9 protein-coding genes are annotated in these 15987 nt (G+C 40.6%); 8 read left to right on the forward strand and 1 reads right to left on the reverse strand.

Annotation, left to right across the window (positions count from 1 at the left end; genetic code table 11):
• The 6 genes from WBJ10_RS14170 to WBJ10_RS14195 all read left to right on the forward strand — a co-directional run.
• The coding region (locus WBJ10_RS14170) for a hypothetical protein (protein WP_424291407.1) at nucleotides 1–308 on the forward strand (308 nt) is incomplete at its 5' end.
• A gap of 522 nt (nucleotides 309–830) precedes the next feature.
• A complete protein-coding gene (locus WBJ10_RS14175; protein ID WP_424291409.1) occupies nucleotides 831–4055 on the forward strand; it encodes a SusC/RagA family TonB-linked outer membrane protein in 3225 nt (1074 codons plus the stop codon).
• 10 nt (nucleotides 4056–4065) lie between these two features.
• The gene (locus WBJ10_RS14180) at nucleotides 4066–5877 is read left to right on the forward strand and encodes a RagB/SusD family nutrient uptake outer membrane protein (RefSeq protein WP_424291411.1); all 1812 of its coding nucleotides are present in this window, start codon (nucleotides 4066–4068) and stop codon (nucleotides 5875–5877) included.
• Between the two features lie 74 nt (nucleotides 5878–5951).
• The gene (locus tag WBJ10_RS14185; protein ID WP_424291413.1) at nucleotides 5952–9515 is read left to right on the forward strand and encodes a VCBS repeat-containing protein; all 3564 of its coding nucleotides are present in this window, start codon (nucleotides 5952–5954) and stop codon (nucleotides 9513–9515) included.
• Between the two features lie 47 nt (nucleotides 9516–9562).
• Entirely contained in the window at nucleotides 9563–10879 is a 1317-nt protein-coding gene (locus WBJ10_RS14190) for a vanadium-dependent haloperoxidase (protein WP_424291415.1), read from the forward strand.
• Between the two features lie 104 nt (nucleotides 10880–10983).
• Nucleotides 10984–11505: a peroxiredoxin family protein gene (locus WBJ10_RS14195; protein ID WP_424291417.1), complete on the forward strand. Its 522-nt coding sequence runs from the start codon at nucleotides 10984–10986 to the stop codon at nucleotides 11503–11505.
• A 50-nt stretch (nucleotides 11506–11555) separates the two neighbouring features.
• Here the strand turns inward: WBJ10_RS14195 and WBJ10_RS14200 are convergent, their stop codons facing one another.
• Nucleotides 11556–13430, reverse strand: coding sequence for a DEAD/DEAH box helicase (locus WBJ10_RS14200; protein WP_424291419.1), 1875 nt, complete (start codon nucleotides 13428–13430; stop codon nucleotides 11556–11558).
• 222 nt (nucleotides 13431–13652) lie between these two features.
• On the opposite strand from WBJ10_RS14200, the gene WBJ10_RS14205 reads away from it, so the two are divergent.
• Both WBJ10_RS14205 and WBJ10_RS14210 read left to right on the forward strand, forming a co-directional pair.
• Nucleotides 13653–14741 carry a substrate-binding domain-containing protein gene (locus WBJ10_RS14205; protein WP_424291421.1) on the forward strand — a complete coding sequence of 363 codons (1089 nt, stop codon included), beginning with the start codon at nucleotides 13653–13655 and terminating at the stop codon, nucleotides 14739–14741.
• A 334-nt stretch (nucleotides 14742–15075) separates the two neighbouring features.
• Nucleotides 15076–15987: MFS transporter (locus tag WBJ10_RS14210; RefSeq protein WP_424291423.1), on the forward strand; the 912-nt coding region annotated here is incomplete at its 3' end.

Here is a 15987-nt window from a genome sequence, read left to right on the forward strand (position 1 = left end):
CAACCATATTAGGAATTGCCGCAGTTGCCGGCGTTGCCTATAAAGTATTAACGCATAAAAAGGCAGACGGATCAACCTTACTGGACGAACTTACAGACAAAAGCAAGGGCTGGGCCGATAAAGTTTCAGAATTTGCGGAGGCCAATAAGGGTTGGTCCGACAAAGTTAGCCAGTTTGTCGACAAAATTAAAGACCGTTTGATGCCTGATGTAAAGGGCCCAAATGGTGAAGATGTGTTTGTTGATATGTACAAACGTAATTACTACACTACCGGCGAAGGTACCCGTGTATACATGGATGGAGTTTAATTTCTCATCCAAACTGCCTTGTAAAACCTGTTTCAGGTCTTTATATTTTGCTTTAATTTCAATTAGGCCAACTCTCCATATACTTCTTCGTTAGTAGTATATGGAGAGTTCTAGTTTTTACTCAAGTCCAGTTAGGTGCATATAAAGACTTGTTTCCCGAATTTTCCTTCAAATCTTCTGGTTGCCCTGAGAGATTTCTCAGCAACCTTATTTTTCGATAAAACTGTATTATATTTACCTTCCCTTAAAGTTGCATTCAATTGCGGTTACGTACCCACTTTTTTTGAAATTCTGCCGTTTAAGCTTATAAATTATCTTACTGATTGTCAATATGTTATAAACCATATTCCAATATAGAATCTTTTTTTGTTGTGTAAACTTTACACTATGGTTATATTAGACTCTGTTTTGACATAAAATGAACCATTTTAACTAAATCATATGAAAGAAAGGGCAACTCTACACTAATCATTTCACGTAATAACAATTTAACACATTATTCAAACCTCTTAAAAACAACATATGTTGAATTCTTTACTAAATCAGAAAAGGAAAGTATACTTAGTAGTCCTGAGTATACTATTTTCTTTAAACGCCTTCTCTCAAACTAGAGTTACAGGTAAGGTCACCGCAAGTGACGATAATATGCCAATTATTGGCGCATCAGTTCAGGTCAAAGGAGGTACCGCAGGTACGTCTACCGGTCCGGACGGAACATTCGCGATCAACGCAAATACAGGGGATGTATTAGTAATAAGATACCTGGGTTTCATTGAAAGGGAAATTACGGTAACAAGCCAGACGACTTACAACATCTCTCTTTCTCCATCTTTAAATAGCCTGGAAGAGATCGTTGTTACTGGTTACTCATCCGAAAGAAAGAAAGATATTACAGGATCCGTTGCAGTAGTTAACGTAGATGCGATGACATCGGTACCATCAGGTTCGACATCACAACTTCTTCAGGGACAAGCTTCAGGTGTTGTGGTTATATCCGGTGGTCAGCCAGGTGCTAACGCAAGTATATTCGTTCGTGGTGTGACTTCTTTCGGTAACACTGCACCGTTAGTCATGATTGACGGTGTTCAGGGAGGCTTAAATGATATCAGCCCAAATGATATCGAATCCGTTCAGGTATTGAAAGATGCTGGAGCTGCCTCAATTTATGGTGTACGTGGTGCCAACGGGGTTATCGTAGTAACTACTAAAAAAGGAAAGTCGGGCACTCCAAGAATCACATACGATACTTACTACGGTCAAACTACTCCGCCATCAGGTAATGTATTTAATATCATGACTCCTCTGGAGCAGGCTCAGGTTTATAGTAAGATAAATCCTGACCATCCTATATATAAAGGAGGAACAGTTCCAGATTTCTTGTACCTGGGAGGTTATGCTGCGGCTGGTGATCCACGCGTAGATCCATCCCGTTATGTATTTGACCCTTCAAATCCAAATAACAATTACCAAATTGCACAGACAAATAAGGCTGGAACAGATTGGTTCCATGAGGTTTTTAAAACCGCTCCGCAGTCCAGCCATGCTTTATCAGCAAGTGGTGGTGGTGAAAATTCAACCTATTTATTTTCTGTTAATTACTTGAATCAGCAAGGTACCTTAATTGAGACCTTCCTTAAAAGATATGCAACACGGGTAAATACTTCATTCAGTCTTGGGAAAAACAAAAATATTCGCATTGGCGAAAACGCTTATCTGTTTAATAGAAGTGCTCCAGGCATACCAGGAGGAAACCAAAGTGAAGGAAATGCAATTTCATTCACATACCGTATGCAACGGTTAATACCTGTACGTGATATTCAAGGTAATTATGCTGGAACGCGTTTAGGTACTGGAGAGATGGGTAATGCTCAAAATCCGGTTGCTTTACAGGAAAATACCCGTAACAATAGAAATAATGACTGGAACATGCTGGGTAACGTGTTTGGAGAAGTTGATTTCCTTAAAGATTTCACTGCTCGTACCAGCTTCGGTGGTACACTCGGTAACAGTTATAATGTTAACTTCGGGTTTAATCCATATTTCAATCGTGAAGGTTTTGCTAATCCGAATGGTTTAGGTGAAAGTGCAAGTTACTTTAGCCAATGGACATGGACTAATACATTAAATTATGCAAAAATAATCGGCAAGCATAATTTTAAAGTGCTGGGTGGTTCAGAAGCCGTAAACACTTTTCAAAGAGGTGTAGGTGGTAATGCAAACAATCTTTTCTCAAGTGATTTTGATTACCTGTTATTAGGAAACGGTACTTCTAACGTGACTAACTTTAGTTTCGTGGGCGCAAATAACAGATTGTTCTCCTTATTTGCTGATTTTGATTACCAGTTTAATGATAAATACCTGCTTGGTGCTACTGTCAGACGTGATGGATCTTCTGTATTTGGAGCCAACCGTCGTTTCGGTGTATTCCCGTCATTTTCTGCAGGCTGGAGAATATCTGAAGAAGGTTTCTTAAAGGATGTAAAGTGGCTTGATGATATGAAAATAAGAGGTAGTTGGGGTAAGATGGGATCTTTTGCGAATGTTCCCGGCACGAACGCCTTCTCTTTATTTAATCAAGGTTTCAGAAATTCTTACTACCCGATCACAGGTGGCAACACGATCACTCAGGGATTCCGCCAATCTAACATTGGTAACCCTGAAACAGGATGGGAAGAGAACGTAGTTTCTAACGTCGGTATCGATGTAACAATGTTGGGTAGCAAAGTTAATTTCACTGCGGAATGGTATAAGAAAAACATCAATGGACTCTTGTTCAGAGATGCTTTACCGTCTACTGCAGGGGGTGCTTCTGCTCCGGTTGTTAATCTTGGAGATATTCAGAACAGTGGTTTTGATTTCAATTTAGGATATAACAATACGATAGCAGAAAATTTCAGATACAATGTAGGACTTAACTTCACTACTTATAAAAATGAGGTGATATCTGTTCCCGGGGATTTCTTTGAGTCTGCAGGTTCACGGATAGGAAATCTGGTACGTAACCAGGAGGGACAGCCAGTTTCTTCTTTCTATGGTTACCAGGTCAATGGCCTTTTCAGAGATCCAGCTGACGTAGCAGGTTCACCAACTCAGGCTGGTGCTGCTCCAGGCCGTTTCAAATACGCGGATATCAATGGTGATAATGCTATCACTCCGGCTGACCGTACGTTCTTCGGAAATCCAAATCCAGATTTTACTTACGGTTTGAATCTATCAGCATCGTATAAACAGTTTGACTTTTCTACTGTTCTGTTCGGTTCTCAAGGCAATGACGCAGTGAATTATGTGAAATACTGGACTGACTTTGTGGGTACGTTCGTAGGCGGTAAAAGCAAATCGTTATTAACAGCCTGGACTCCAACAAACCCTACTGCACCACGTGATCAGTGGGTAGCTTCGAATCCGAATGCTACTACTCCAGTTGCGGAAGCAGCAAACAACTTGAGTAACTCAGGTGCGTTCAATTCCTATTATTTGGAGGATGCATCGTTCCTGAAAATGCGTTCATTACAATTAGGTTACACCATCAATCCAACGGTATTGCAACGTTTTGGAGTACAGCGCTTAAGAGCTTATGTGCAAGGTGCTAACTTATTTACCGCTACGAAATATTCAGGTATTGATCCGGAGTTAGTTGGTAGTGCAAATCCCAACGGTGATGTAGGATCTGCTTCATTTGGTATAGATTACGGTAATTACCCTAACAACCAAAGAAGTTTCTTATTCGGTCTTAACCTTTCATTTTAATAATTAGATTATGAGAACTATAAATTATAAATTATTCATCCCCTTATGCTTCGGCTTGCTTGTTACTGCATATGGTTGTAAGGATGAATGGTTGGAGAGAGCTCCAGCTGGTGCAAGCAGTGAAGCGGTTTTAGCTAATCGCGCAGGGGTCGACGGCCTTTTGATTGGAACTTACGCTTTATTAGATGGAATTGGCGGTCCCGGCGGTGACGTTTGGGCCCAGTCCGTCACCAATTGGATCTGGGGTGGTGTCGCATCAGACGATTCACACAAAGGATCTGAATATGGAGATCAGCCTCAGGCAGAGCAAGTAGAGAATTATAGTACCATTCCTACCATGCCTTATTTACAAGCTAAATGGGGTGCAATGTATGCTGGTGCACAGAGAGCCAACGACGTACTTAAGGTACTTAGAAAAGTTCCTGCTGGTGTTATAAGCGCTGCCGATACAACGCAAATTGCTGGAGAAGCCCGTTTTCTACGCGCACTTTTTCATTTCGAACTGGTTAAAATCTATGGTGATAAAGTTCCCTTTGTTAGTGAAAACATAAGCTACGAAAACAAAAACATCGTTCTAAGTAATGATGTAAGTATTTATCCTCAAATTGAAGCAGATCTAAAATTTGCAGCAGCTAACCTGGCAGCTACTAAGCCTCAGTTTGGTCGTATCAATGGTTGGGGAGCGAAAGCGATGCTGGGAATGGTATTAATGTATCAGGATAAGTATGCAGAAGCCCGTCCAATTCTTCAGGATGTAATCGCAAATGGCAGAAACACTGGTGGCGTAAAATACGCCCTTGTTCCTATGTTCTCTGATATGTTCCGTGCATCCAGACAGAATAACTCTGAAACGGTATTTGCAGTGCAGATGTCTGTAAATGACGGTGCTGGTGGTTTGAATGGTAATGCTGGTGATGTACTTAACTTCCCTGGCGGTGGCCCTGCAAGTTGCTGCGGTTTTTATCAGCCTTCCTTTACTTTAGCGAATGCCTTTAAAGTTGACGCTGCTGGATTGCCACTATTTGAAAATGACGCATACAACGCAACTAACCTAAAGACTGACATGGGACTTACTTCCGTTCAGCCATATACTCCGGGAACGGAAGCATTAGATCCGCGTATCGACTGGACAATTGGAAGGAGAGGTATACCTTACCTGGATTGGGGAAATATGCCGGGACAAACCTGGGTTCGTGCTCAGGCAGCTGCTGGTCCTTACTTGCCAGTGAAAAATATCTACTGGAAAGCAGAACAAGCTACTCAATCAGATTTTTATGATGGTTGGGCTGCAAATCAGTCGACTGGTAATGATTACAACTATATCCGTTTTGCTGACGTAATTCTGCTTGCTGCGGAAGCGGAAGCTGAGGCTGGAAGTTTAGCAGAAGCTGAAAGATTAGTCAATTTAGTTAGGGCAAGAGCAGCTAATCCTGCTGGATTCGTTAAGGCTTACGTAGATCCTGCTGATCCTTCAAAAGGGTTCAGTACTACTCCTGCTGCTAATTACAAAATCGGACTTTATACTGGTCAATTTACAGCCAGAGGACAAGCTTACGCTCGCGCTGCAGTTCGTTTCGAAAGAAGACTAGAACTTGCAATGGAAGGCAAACGCTTCTTTGATCTTCAACGTTGGGATACTGGAGGATCGATGGCAAAAATATTGAATGATTATATTGCCAAAGAACTTGAATACATGCCGACTTACCAAATTTTGAAAGGTGCGAAATTCACGCAAGGCCAGGATGAGGTGTTCCCAATCCCTCAGGGTCAGATTGATATCAGCGGAGGTAAGCTGAAACAAAATCAAAATAAGGGCGGATAATCGCACTTAAAATATTCTATATTTATGGTAGAGACATTTGTCTCTACCATTTTTGTTTAAACCCTTATTACTTAATGAAATCCAATTTATCTGCGATTTGCATAATTGCTTTGATTCTAAGTTCCTGCGGGAAAAGTGCATTACTCGAAAAAATTTCTTCCTCTGATTCCGGCATTAGTTTTAATAATGTAATCGTTGAAAATGATTCTATTAATCCACTGGATTTGGTTAATATATATAATGGTGGTGGTGTAGGTGTAGGCGATTTTAATAATGACGGGCTTCAGGATTTGTATTTCGCCGGAAATATGGTCTCGAATAAATTATACTTAAATCAGGGAGACCTTAAGTTTACGGATATCACTGAAAGTGCAGGTGTCACAGGAAGAGGAAAGTGGAGCAGAGGGGTGTCTGTCGTTGATATCAATAATGATGGCTGGCTCGATATGTATGTTTCAGTCACTATTTCAGACGATCCTAAGGACCGGGAGAATCTTTTATATGTGAACCAGGGAGTAAAATCCAATGGGGAACCATGGTTTAAGGAGATGGCCAAAGAATATGGATTGAACGATTCAACCCATACCACCATGGCTAATTTTTTTGATTACGATAATGATGGGGATCTGGATGTATATCTCGTGGTTAACGAGATTCTCAGGACAGAAAACCCAAACAAATTCCGTCCTACGAAAACAGACGGTTCTCATCCAAGTACAGGAAGGCTTTATCGGAATGATTTCCAGGCGTCTTTAAAGCATCCGGTATTTGTCAACGTGTCGGAAGAGGCCGGTATTCTGACTGAAGGTTTTGGTCATGGTGCAACCATATCAGATCTAAATTTGGATGGCTGGAAGGATATCTATATCTCTAACGATTTTGTTTCAAATAACATCTTGTACATCAATAACCAGGATGGTACTTTCTCAGATAAATCTAAGGAGTATTTCAAGCATACTGCAGCGAATAGTATGGGCCAAGATATCATTGATATAAATAACGATGGTCTGTCGGATGTTATCGAAGCAGATATGAATCCGGAAGATAATTATCGTAAGAAGATGATGATGAGTGCTAACCGTTATCAGACTTATCAGAATTTTGATTATTACGGTTATCAATATCAATACGTTCGGAATACATTACAATTAAACCGCGGACCCCGAGTATTGGAAAATGATTCTATTGGAGCACCGGTATTCAGTGATATCGGTTTTTTAAGCGGTATAGCAGAAACAGACTGGAGCTGGACACCTTTGGTTAATGATTTTGATAATGACGGCTTGCGAGATATAATTATTACAAATGGTTATCCCAGGGATGTGACAGATCACGATTTTATTACGTTCAGAAACCAGGCTTATTCGATTGCCTCGAAACAGCAGATATTGGAGCAGGTTCCTATTATCAAAATTAAAAACTACGGTTTTAAGAATAATGGGGATCTAACTTTCTCTAACGTTTCGGAACAATGGGGACTGGAAGATCCTACATTTTCAAACGGGGCGGTTTATGCCGACCTTGATAATGATGGAGATCTTGAAATTGTTATCAACAACATCAACGACGAAGCTTTACTATATAAAAATAATTCCATTGAGAATACTAAAGACATCCACTACCTGAAAGTGAAATTTCAAAATGAAGGTGGTAATAGAAATGGTTTAGGTGCATGGACAGAAATATATTATGGAGATGGCCAAAAGCAGGTTTACGAAAACACTCCTTATCGTGGATACCTTTCAACACTTCAGGACATCGCATTTTTTGGATTGGGATCCCATACGACAATTGATTCCCTTATAGTGAAATGGCCCGATGGTCAAAAGCAGAAATTTGGAAACCTCAAAGTTGACCAGACATTAACTGTTAAGTCGCGAAATGCAGGGAGGCAGGGTCAGGTTAATCAGACATTACAGTCCAAAAAAGGTATTTTCACAGAAGTGACCAGCTCATTAAACCTGAATTACATACACAAAGAAACTGATCAGATAGATTTTAATATCCAAAAGTTACTTCCGCATAAGTTTTCCCAATATGGCCCGGCACTGGCTGTTGGCGACCTGAACGGTGATGGAATTGAGGATATGGTTGTCGGCGGATCATGCCAGCAAGCCTTAAAGATATTATGGCAGCAAGCCGATAAGAAATTTATTGAAAAAGAACTTGCGCTGGAGTCCACCGGCGCTCCTTGTCAGAGCCAGGACTTAGGAATATTGTTATTTGACGCGGATAGCGATAAAGATCTGGATATTTATGTGGCCAGTGGAGGTTATGAGTTTGGACCGAATTCACCTGCTTACCAGGATAGATTATATACCAATGACGGAAAAGGTAATTTTAAGAACGCTACAGCCTCTTTGCCGCAGAATTTCACCAGTAAACTTTGTGTAAGGTCTGCCGACTTTGACCGGGATGGAGATCTCGACTTGTTTGTTTCAGGAAGAGTTGAACCCTGGAATTACCCTAAGGCAGTATCTAGCTTTATATTCCGCAATGATTCGAAAAACGGTGTAATTAAGTTTACCGATGTAACCAAGTCAATAGCTTCCGGTCTCGATAGTATAGGCTTAGTATGCGATGCGACATTTAGCGATTTCGATAATGATGGATGGCAGGATCTAATTCTTGCTGGTGAATGGATGCCACTGAAGTTTTTTAAAAACACGAAAGGCGTTTTCAACGATGTAAGCAGCACCTCCGGAATAGAGCAATTATCAGGCTGGTGGAACACGATAGTTCCCGGCGATTTCGACAACGATGGCGATATGGACTACATTGTGGGCAATCAGGGCCAGAATTCGTTTTACAGGGCTAGTGAGAAATATCCAGTGTTTATCACAGCGAAAGACTTTGACGGCAACGGCAGCTATGATGCTATACCTTCGCTATTTCTGCCAGATCAAAAGGGCGAAATGAAGGAGTTCCCCGCACATACACGAGATGATATGGTTAAACAGATCATCGGTACCAGGAGTAAGTATCAGAACTATAAATCCTATTCCATAGCTACTATGGATGAGATTTTCACTCCCGATCAGCGGTCAGGAGCGGTTAGGTTGAAAGCCAATCATTTCCAATCCAGCTACGTGAAAAATGAAGGTAATGGGAAGTTTAGTATCAAGCCACTACCCATACAAGCTCAATTTTCAGTTTTAAATGGGATTTTAGTCGATGATTTTACGGGTGATGGGAACCTCGACGTCGTGATTAATGGAAACGACTATGGCACGGAAGTGACTGTGGGGCGCTATGATGCTTTAAACGGCCTCATGTTAAAAGGGGATGGAAATGGTAATTTTAAAAGCCTTAGTATTTTAGAAAGCGGTATTTTTATTCCCGGAAACGGAAAGGCGTTAGTGAAATTGAGAAACCCGGAAGGGGAGTACTTATTAGCTGCAAGTCAAAATAGAGGACCATTAAAAGTTTATACCTTTAATAATTCCTTGAAGAATATTCCCGTCAATTCTGATGACGTAAGTGCAATTATTAAGCTTAAAAATGGAAAAAGTCAAAAAAGAGACATTTCTTACGGTTCCTCATTTTTGTCGCAATCAGGAAGATTTTTGAGTCTTGATAATAATGTAGTTTCCGTGACTATTACGAATGCTAAAAATCAGAGCCGAAAAGTATTATAAGGTTATGTACTTTTTAAATCATTCGACAGTTTATGTTTAAGTACTTTATGAGAATTAAAAATTTGTTGGTAATAGGCTTGCCCTTTTTGTTTTTGCTTATGGCATGCAATACTAAAAAAGCTGAAACATTATCTGAAACCGAAATTCTGCACCAGAATCTGGATCAGCTTACTCAGGTGATTATTTACGATGTTTTTACTCCACCGGTCGCAAGTAGGATCTACGCGTATTCTTCCCTGGCGTCTTATGAGGCTATGCGATTTGAAAACCCTGGAAGTCCTTCCATTGCATCTAAATTAAGGAAGTTTAAAGAGTTTCCTGCACCTGAGAAAGGCAAAGAGTATAATTTCACGCTTGCCGCTACGAGTGCTTTTTTCACGGTAGTTCACAAAGTGGTGTTTTCTATTGATTCGTTAAAGCCTTATGAAGATCGGGTATTTACCCAGTTTAAAAATTCCCTCGATGAGGATACCTACAATAGGTCAGTTGCATTTGGGGATTCTATTGGAAAGGTAGTTTTAGCGAGGGCTGCTATAGATAACTATAGAATTAGCCGATCTAAAGCAAAGTTTTTAGGGAACGAGCGGCCAGGCCAATGGCGGCCAACCGCTCCCGACTATATGGATGGAGTTGAATGGTGCTGGGGAACTATGGAACCCTTGGTCTTAGATTCGACAGCTTTATTGAATGAACTGCCCGAACCTCCAAAATATTCAATGGATACCAATAGTGTTTATTTTAAAGAAGTCAGTGGTCTTCATAAGTTAACTGGAAATTTAACACAGGAACAGAAAGATATTGCCCGGTTCTGGGATGATAATCCCTTTGTTATGGAGCATTCTGGCCATATGATGTTTGCAAATAAAAAAATAACACCTGGTGGTCATTGGATGGGCATTGCAGCAATTGCCTCCCGGAAAACCAACGCGGACAAGGTGAAAATAGCGAAGGTGTATGCGGTGACTGCTGTATCACTCTATGACGCATTTATCGCTTGCTGGAGTTTGAAGTATAAGTACAACACGGTAAGGCCGATTACAGTGATTAACGAATTTATCGACAATGACTGGGCTCCTATGCTACAAACGCCGCCGTTTCCGGAATATCCAAGTGGCCACAGTACCATAACAAGAGCCGCTTCAGCCGTTTTAACTGAAGTATTCGGTGAGAACTTTGCATTTCAGGATACAAGCGACCTCCGGTACATTGGAATGAAGAGGGATTTTAAATCGTTCAAGCAAGCCTCGGATGAAGCCTCTATTAGTCGCGTTTATGGTGGCATTCATTATAATTTCAGTGTTAATGAGGGGGTAGTTCAGGGTCAGAAAATCGGAGATAAGGTTATCGAAAGACTCAAATTATAATCAGCATTAATCGACATTCCAGTGTGGGATATTTAGCAATATCAATTAAGAATCGAAAACACTCCCAGAGAAAACTAACTTTAGGTAAAATTTAGAAGCCTTTTATGAATAAGTTATTAATTACCAGAAATAGTCCCCGTCAATACTTTGTATTATTCCTTTCCATGATTTTTTTGAGCATAGCTTCAATGGCTTATGCTCAATCAGGACCAGCTCCAGTTATACCGGATTTCACATTTCAAAGATTCAATGGCCAGCCCTTTTCCAGGAAGGATTTAACTGTGAACAAGAAGATGGTGATAGTTTTCTTCGATGTTTCCTGTGATCATTGCCAAAATGAACTTAAAGCTGTATCAACGAGGTTCGATGATTTCAAAAAGACTGAGTTCTATCTTGTTTCCATGGATAATGTACCGTCTATAAACGCGTTCATGAAGAAGTATGCGCCTAAAATGCAGGGGAAAGCGAATGTTACGCTTTTAAGAGATGTGAACAGGCAATTTATTGTGAGATTCCGTCCAGTTCAGTTTCCTGCAACATATGTTTATGATTCAAAGAAACGTCTGGTTAAATACTTCGGACAGAACAGCAAGGTCGCTGATATCATTAGCACAGTAAATAAATAAGAAATACGGTATAAACAAAAAAACTCCTGAGCAATCAGGAGTTTTTTTTGTTAGTTTCTTCTGCGGCGTTCGCCGGTTCCGCCTTCACGGCTACCGGATGATGAGCCACCTCCGCTGCGATCTTCACGGCGTTTGCCTGAGAAATCACGGAAGCCACCACCTGAACCACCGCCTTCACGACGTCCACCACCACTGTTTCCGCCACGGTATCCTCCACCTCCGCCTTCACGACGAGGAGAATTTCCACGGTATCCGCCTTCAGAGCTGCCGCGTTCACTTCCGCCTTCACGGTCGCCTGCCATCTCTATACGAACACTTCTGCCCTGGAAATCTACAGTTTTGAATCCTTCAATTACTTTATTTACTTCAGCATCTTCCACTTCAAAGAAGGTGAAGACACCTTTTAGGTCGATTTTACCAACGCTCTTTCCGCTGATCTTGGTGTTATTGCAGATAAATCCAAGCATGTCGCCACGAGTGAAATCATCTACCGAGCCAAGGTTCATGAATAAACGCGTATAGCCAGCACTAGATCTAGGTGCTCTGTCAGGACGATCACCACGTTCTCCGCGCTCACGCTCAAAGCCACGATCATCATTTGAAATATTCAGATCAGGTGCTTTTGAATAATACTCGAGGAAACGGTTGAATTCAAGAGATGCAAATCTTTTAATGATTTGCTCTTTATCAAGATCCTTGAACTCATCCATAATACGTGGAATATATTGTTCTATCTGAGCCTCATTAACTTCAACATTGTGAACTTTATGGATCAGAGCAAATAATTGTTTCTCACAAACATCAAAACCACTTGGTATTTCAGCTTTTGTAAACTGCTTTCCAATGGTACGTTCGATGTGACGGATCTTTCCTAATTCTTTTGAATTGATGATGGCAATAGAAATACCTGTTTTACCCGCGCGTCCTGTACGTCCGCTACGGTGAGTATAATTTTCTATCTCATCAGGAAGTGAATAGTTAATAACGTGTGTTACATCATTAACATCAATTCCACGTGCTGCAACGTCAGTAGCTATCAAAAGCTGTAAGCTGCGTTCGCGATAACGTTTCATAACCTTATCACGCTGTTGCTGCGACAGATCCCCGTGAAGGGCATCTGCATTATAACCATCCTTCATCAAGGATTCAGCTATATCCTGCGTTTCAATTTTCGTACGGCAAAATACGATACCAAAGATTTCTGGATTGTTATCGACTATGCGTTTGAATGCAGCGTATTTATCACGCGCTTTTACGATATAATATTCATGTTCGATATTGACGTTACCGGTATTTTTGGTACCCATGGTCAATTCAAACGGATCCGTCATGTATTTTTTAGCAATACGACGGACTTCAGTTGGCATGGTAGCTGAAAACAACCATGTTTTTTTATCGTCAGGAGTTGTTGATAAGATACTGTCAATGTCTTCCTGGAAGCCCATATTCAGCATTTCATCCGCTTCATCCAAAACAACAAACTGAACCTGAGTAAAATCAATCGCTTTGCGATTAATAATATCAAGCATACGGCCTGGTGTTGCTACTACGATTTGTACACCACGTTTGATCTGGCGTAATTGATCTGAGATGTTTGCACCTCCATAAACAGCAACAACGTTAACGTTCTTCATGTTTTTGGAGTAATTCTTAATGTCACTGGTGATCTGAAGACATAATTCACGGGTCGGGCATAAGATCAGCGCCTGTGGATAATTTTCTTCAAAGTCCAATAATTCTAATAGGGGGAGGCCAAAGGCAGCGGTTTTACCCGTTCCTGTTTGAGCTAATCCGACAAAATCGTTGCTGCCTGAAAGTAATACCGGGATTGATTGCTCCTGGATTGGTGTGGGATTTTCGAATCCCAGTTCAGTAATGGCATTAACAATATCATGACGGATACCCAAGGTACTAAATGGGTTCATGATAATCTTTAAAGCTGTCAGCCTTATTGCTGAAAGCGCCGCAAAGGTACTAATTTTATTCGGGCCAGGCAAGTGATCTTAATTGGTTGAGCATACCACGGATAAAATGATCTAATTTTTGCAAACTATTTCATTCTTCTTAATTCTAGTATTAATTATTAATTCTTATTATACATTTGGAAACAGAACGGTAGCGGATAAATAAAATCCCTGCAATTAGACATGAGTGATAAAATTGTTCGAATAAAAGATATTGCGATCAAGGCCAACGTTTCTACGGGCACAGTAGACAGGGTATTGCATGAACGGGGAAGGGTGTCTGAAAAAGTTAAGGAAAGGGTCCTGAAGATCATCAAAGAAATGAACTATGAGCCAAATCTAATGGCTCGGGCACTTGGATCGTCAAAAAAGTATCAATTTGCTGCGCTTATTCCGGATGACCAATATGATCCTTACTGGCAGGCTCCAAAGGCTGGAATAATTAAAGCCGAAAGGGAACTAAAACAATATGGGATTAATATCGCCTATTTCTATTTCAATCCTTATAGCGCTTCTTCCTTTATTGAAAATGCTTCACAGATCGCAAAGCAAACTTTTGACGGCATAATCTTATCTCCGATATTTTACAGGGAAGTTCTTCCTTTCCTGGAAAGCTGGAAGAAAGAACAAATACCATTTGTGCTGTTCAATACGCAAATCCCAGATTACGATCCATTGAGTTACATAGGACAGGACTCCTATCAGAGTGGTTACCTCGCCGGTAAAATTATTCAATATGGCTTACCTAATCCCTGTTCAATTCTAATCGCCCATTTCGACGAGGAGTTGAGTAATGCTGCCCACTTGTCCAAGAAAGAGCAGGGATTCAGAAATTATTTCAAACAGAATAATATAGATCATGAGTATAACATACTTGAAGTGGAGCTCAACAGTTCCAACTTCTCTAAATTTTCAGAGCGCCTGAGCGAGATTATAGAAAACACTCCAGACCTCGAAGGTATATTTGTAACTACATCAAAGGCCTTTAAGGTTGCGTCCTATCTTAAGCAGCGACATATTAAGAAGTTCAAAATTGTTGGCTATGATCTTCTTCCGAAGAACATTCATTACCTGAATAATGGATTTATTAGTTTTTTGATTAATCAAAATCCAAAAGGTCAAGGGTACTGGGGAATCCACCAGTTAGCTGATCATTTGATTTTCAAAAAAGAAGTAAGTGCCCTGAAATACCTTCCCTTAGATATCGTCACCAAAGAGAATGTCAATTATTTTGTAGACATGGACGGTGATGACTTCCTTCTGAATTCCTAAATATTTTCTTTTTGGATTGACTTTTCTAATGCGATAATACTATGCTGCATTTTTGAGCCTGCCCGTTATGAAAGTGCAGTGGTTAAGGTTGCATCTACCGTTGTTCTGGCACCTAAATTAAGTAAGTGTGTGTGCGCAAACAAAACGTGACTTGTGGCGCACACTGGAACAGTTCCATGTTCATTTGTTATTCTACGTTTTTATCATCTTAAACGTTAATTTATCATTAATTCAAAAATTCGATCGATTTAATTTGGTTTTGTGTGTGCGAACACATTATATTAGATTAATGATAGTTTAACATCATGAGATAATTCAAAACAAACAAGCTGATATGACAACAAGTCAAGTTCCCCCTTTGAAAAACAAGCCAGTACTTCACCCGATTTATATCATTGGAGCTTTGTTTTTTGTCTTCGGATTTATCACATGGCTGAACTCGGTTTTAATTCCTTATCTCAAGATTGCTTGCGAATTAAATAATTTTGAATCTTATCTCGTCGCCTTCTCTTTTTATATCTCGTACCTCGTTATGGCTATCCCATCTGGGATTATTCTTAAAAAGACTGGTTTCAAAAAGGGAATGGCCTTAGGTCTCCTTATTATTGCAGCAGGCGCTTTGATATTTATACCCGCGGCAATGACAAGGACATATGTTTTGTTTTTGCTGGGATTATTTGTTCAGGGTACGGGACTGGCGATCTTACAAACGGCTTCTAATCCTTACATCACTATCCTCGGCCCGCCAGAGAGTGCAGCGAAAAGAATTAGTATTATGGGAATTTGCAATAAGCTTGCAGGCGCCATTGCTCCCATCGTATTAGGTGCAGTCGTGCTGAGCAATACCGATTCTTTGCTCTTACGACTCGAAACTATGGATATTGCCAGTAAGGCTGCCGAGTTAGATCAACTGGCCTCGAGAGTTATTCTTCCCTATATCATCATAGTTGTGGTTCTGGTGATATTAGGCATTGTCCTTAACTTTTCAACTTTGCCTGAAATTGATACCGATCAGGAAGATGACGAGGTGGCGGCTGCTAACACCGATAAGGTGAGCATTCTGCAGTTTCCCCACCTTCTGTTAGGTGTGCTTGCCCTATTCTTATATGTAGGTGTGGAAGTTATAGCGGGTGATACCATAATAAGCTACGGAGCATCCTGGGGTATATCTTTATCTACAGCCAAATATTTCACGACAGGAACCCTTATCAGCATGATTGTGGGTTATATAATCGGGATCATTTGT

It is taken from the genome of Daejeonella sp. (assembly GCF_049655485.1).
Classification (GTDB): Bacteria; Bacteroidota; Bacteroidia; order Sphingobacteriales; family Sphingobacteriaceae; genus Daejeonella.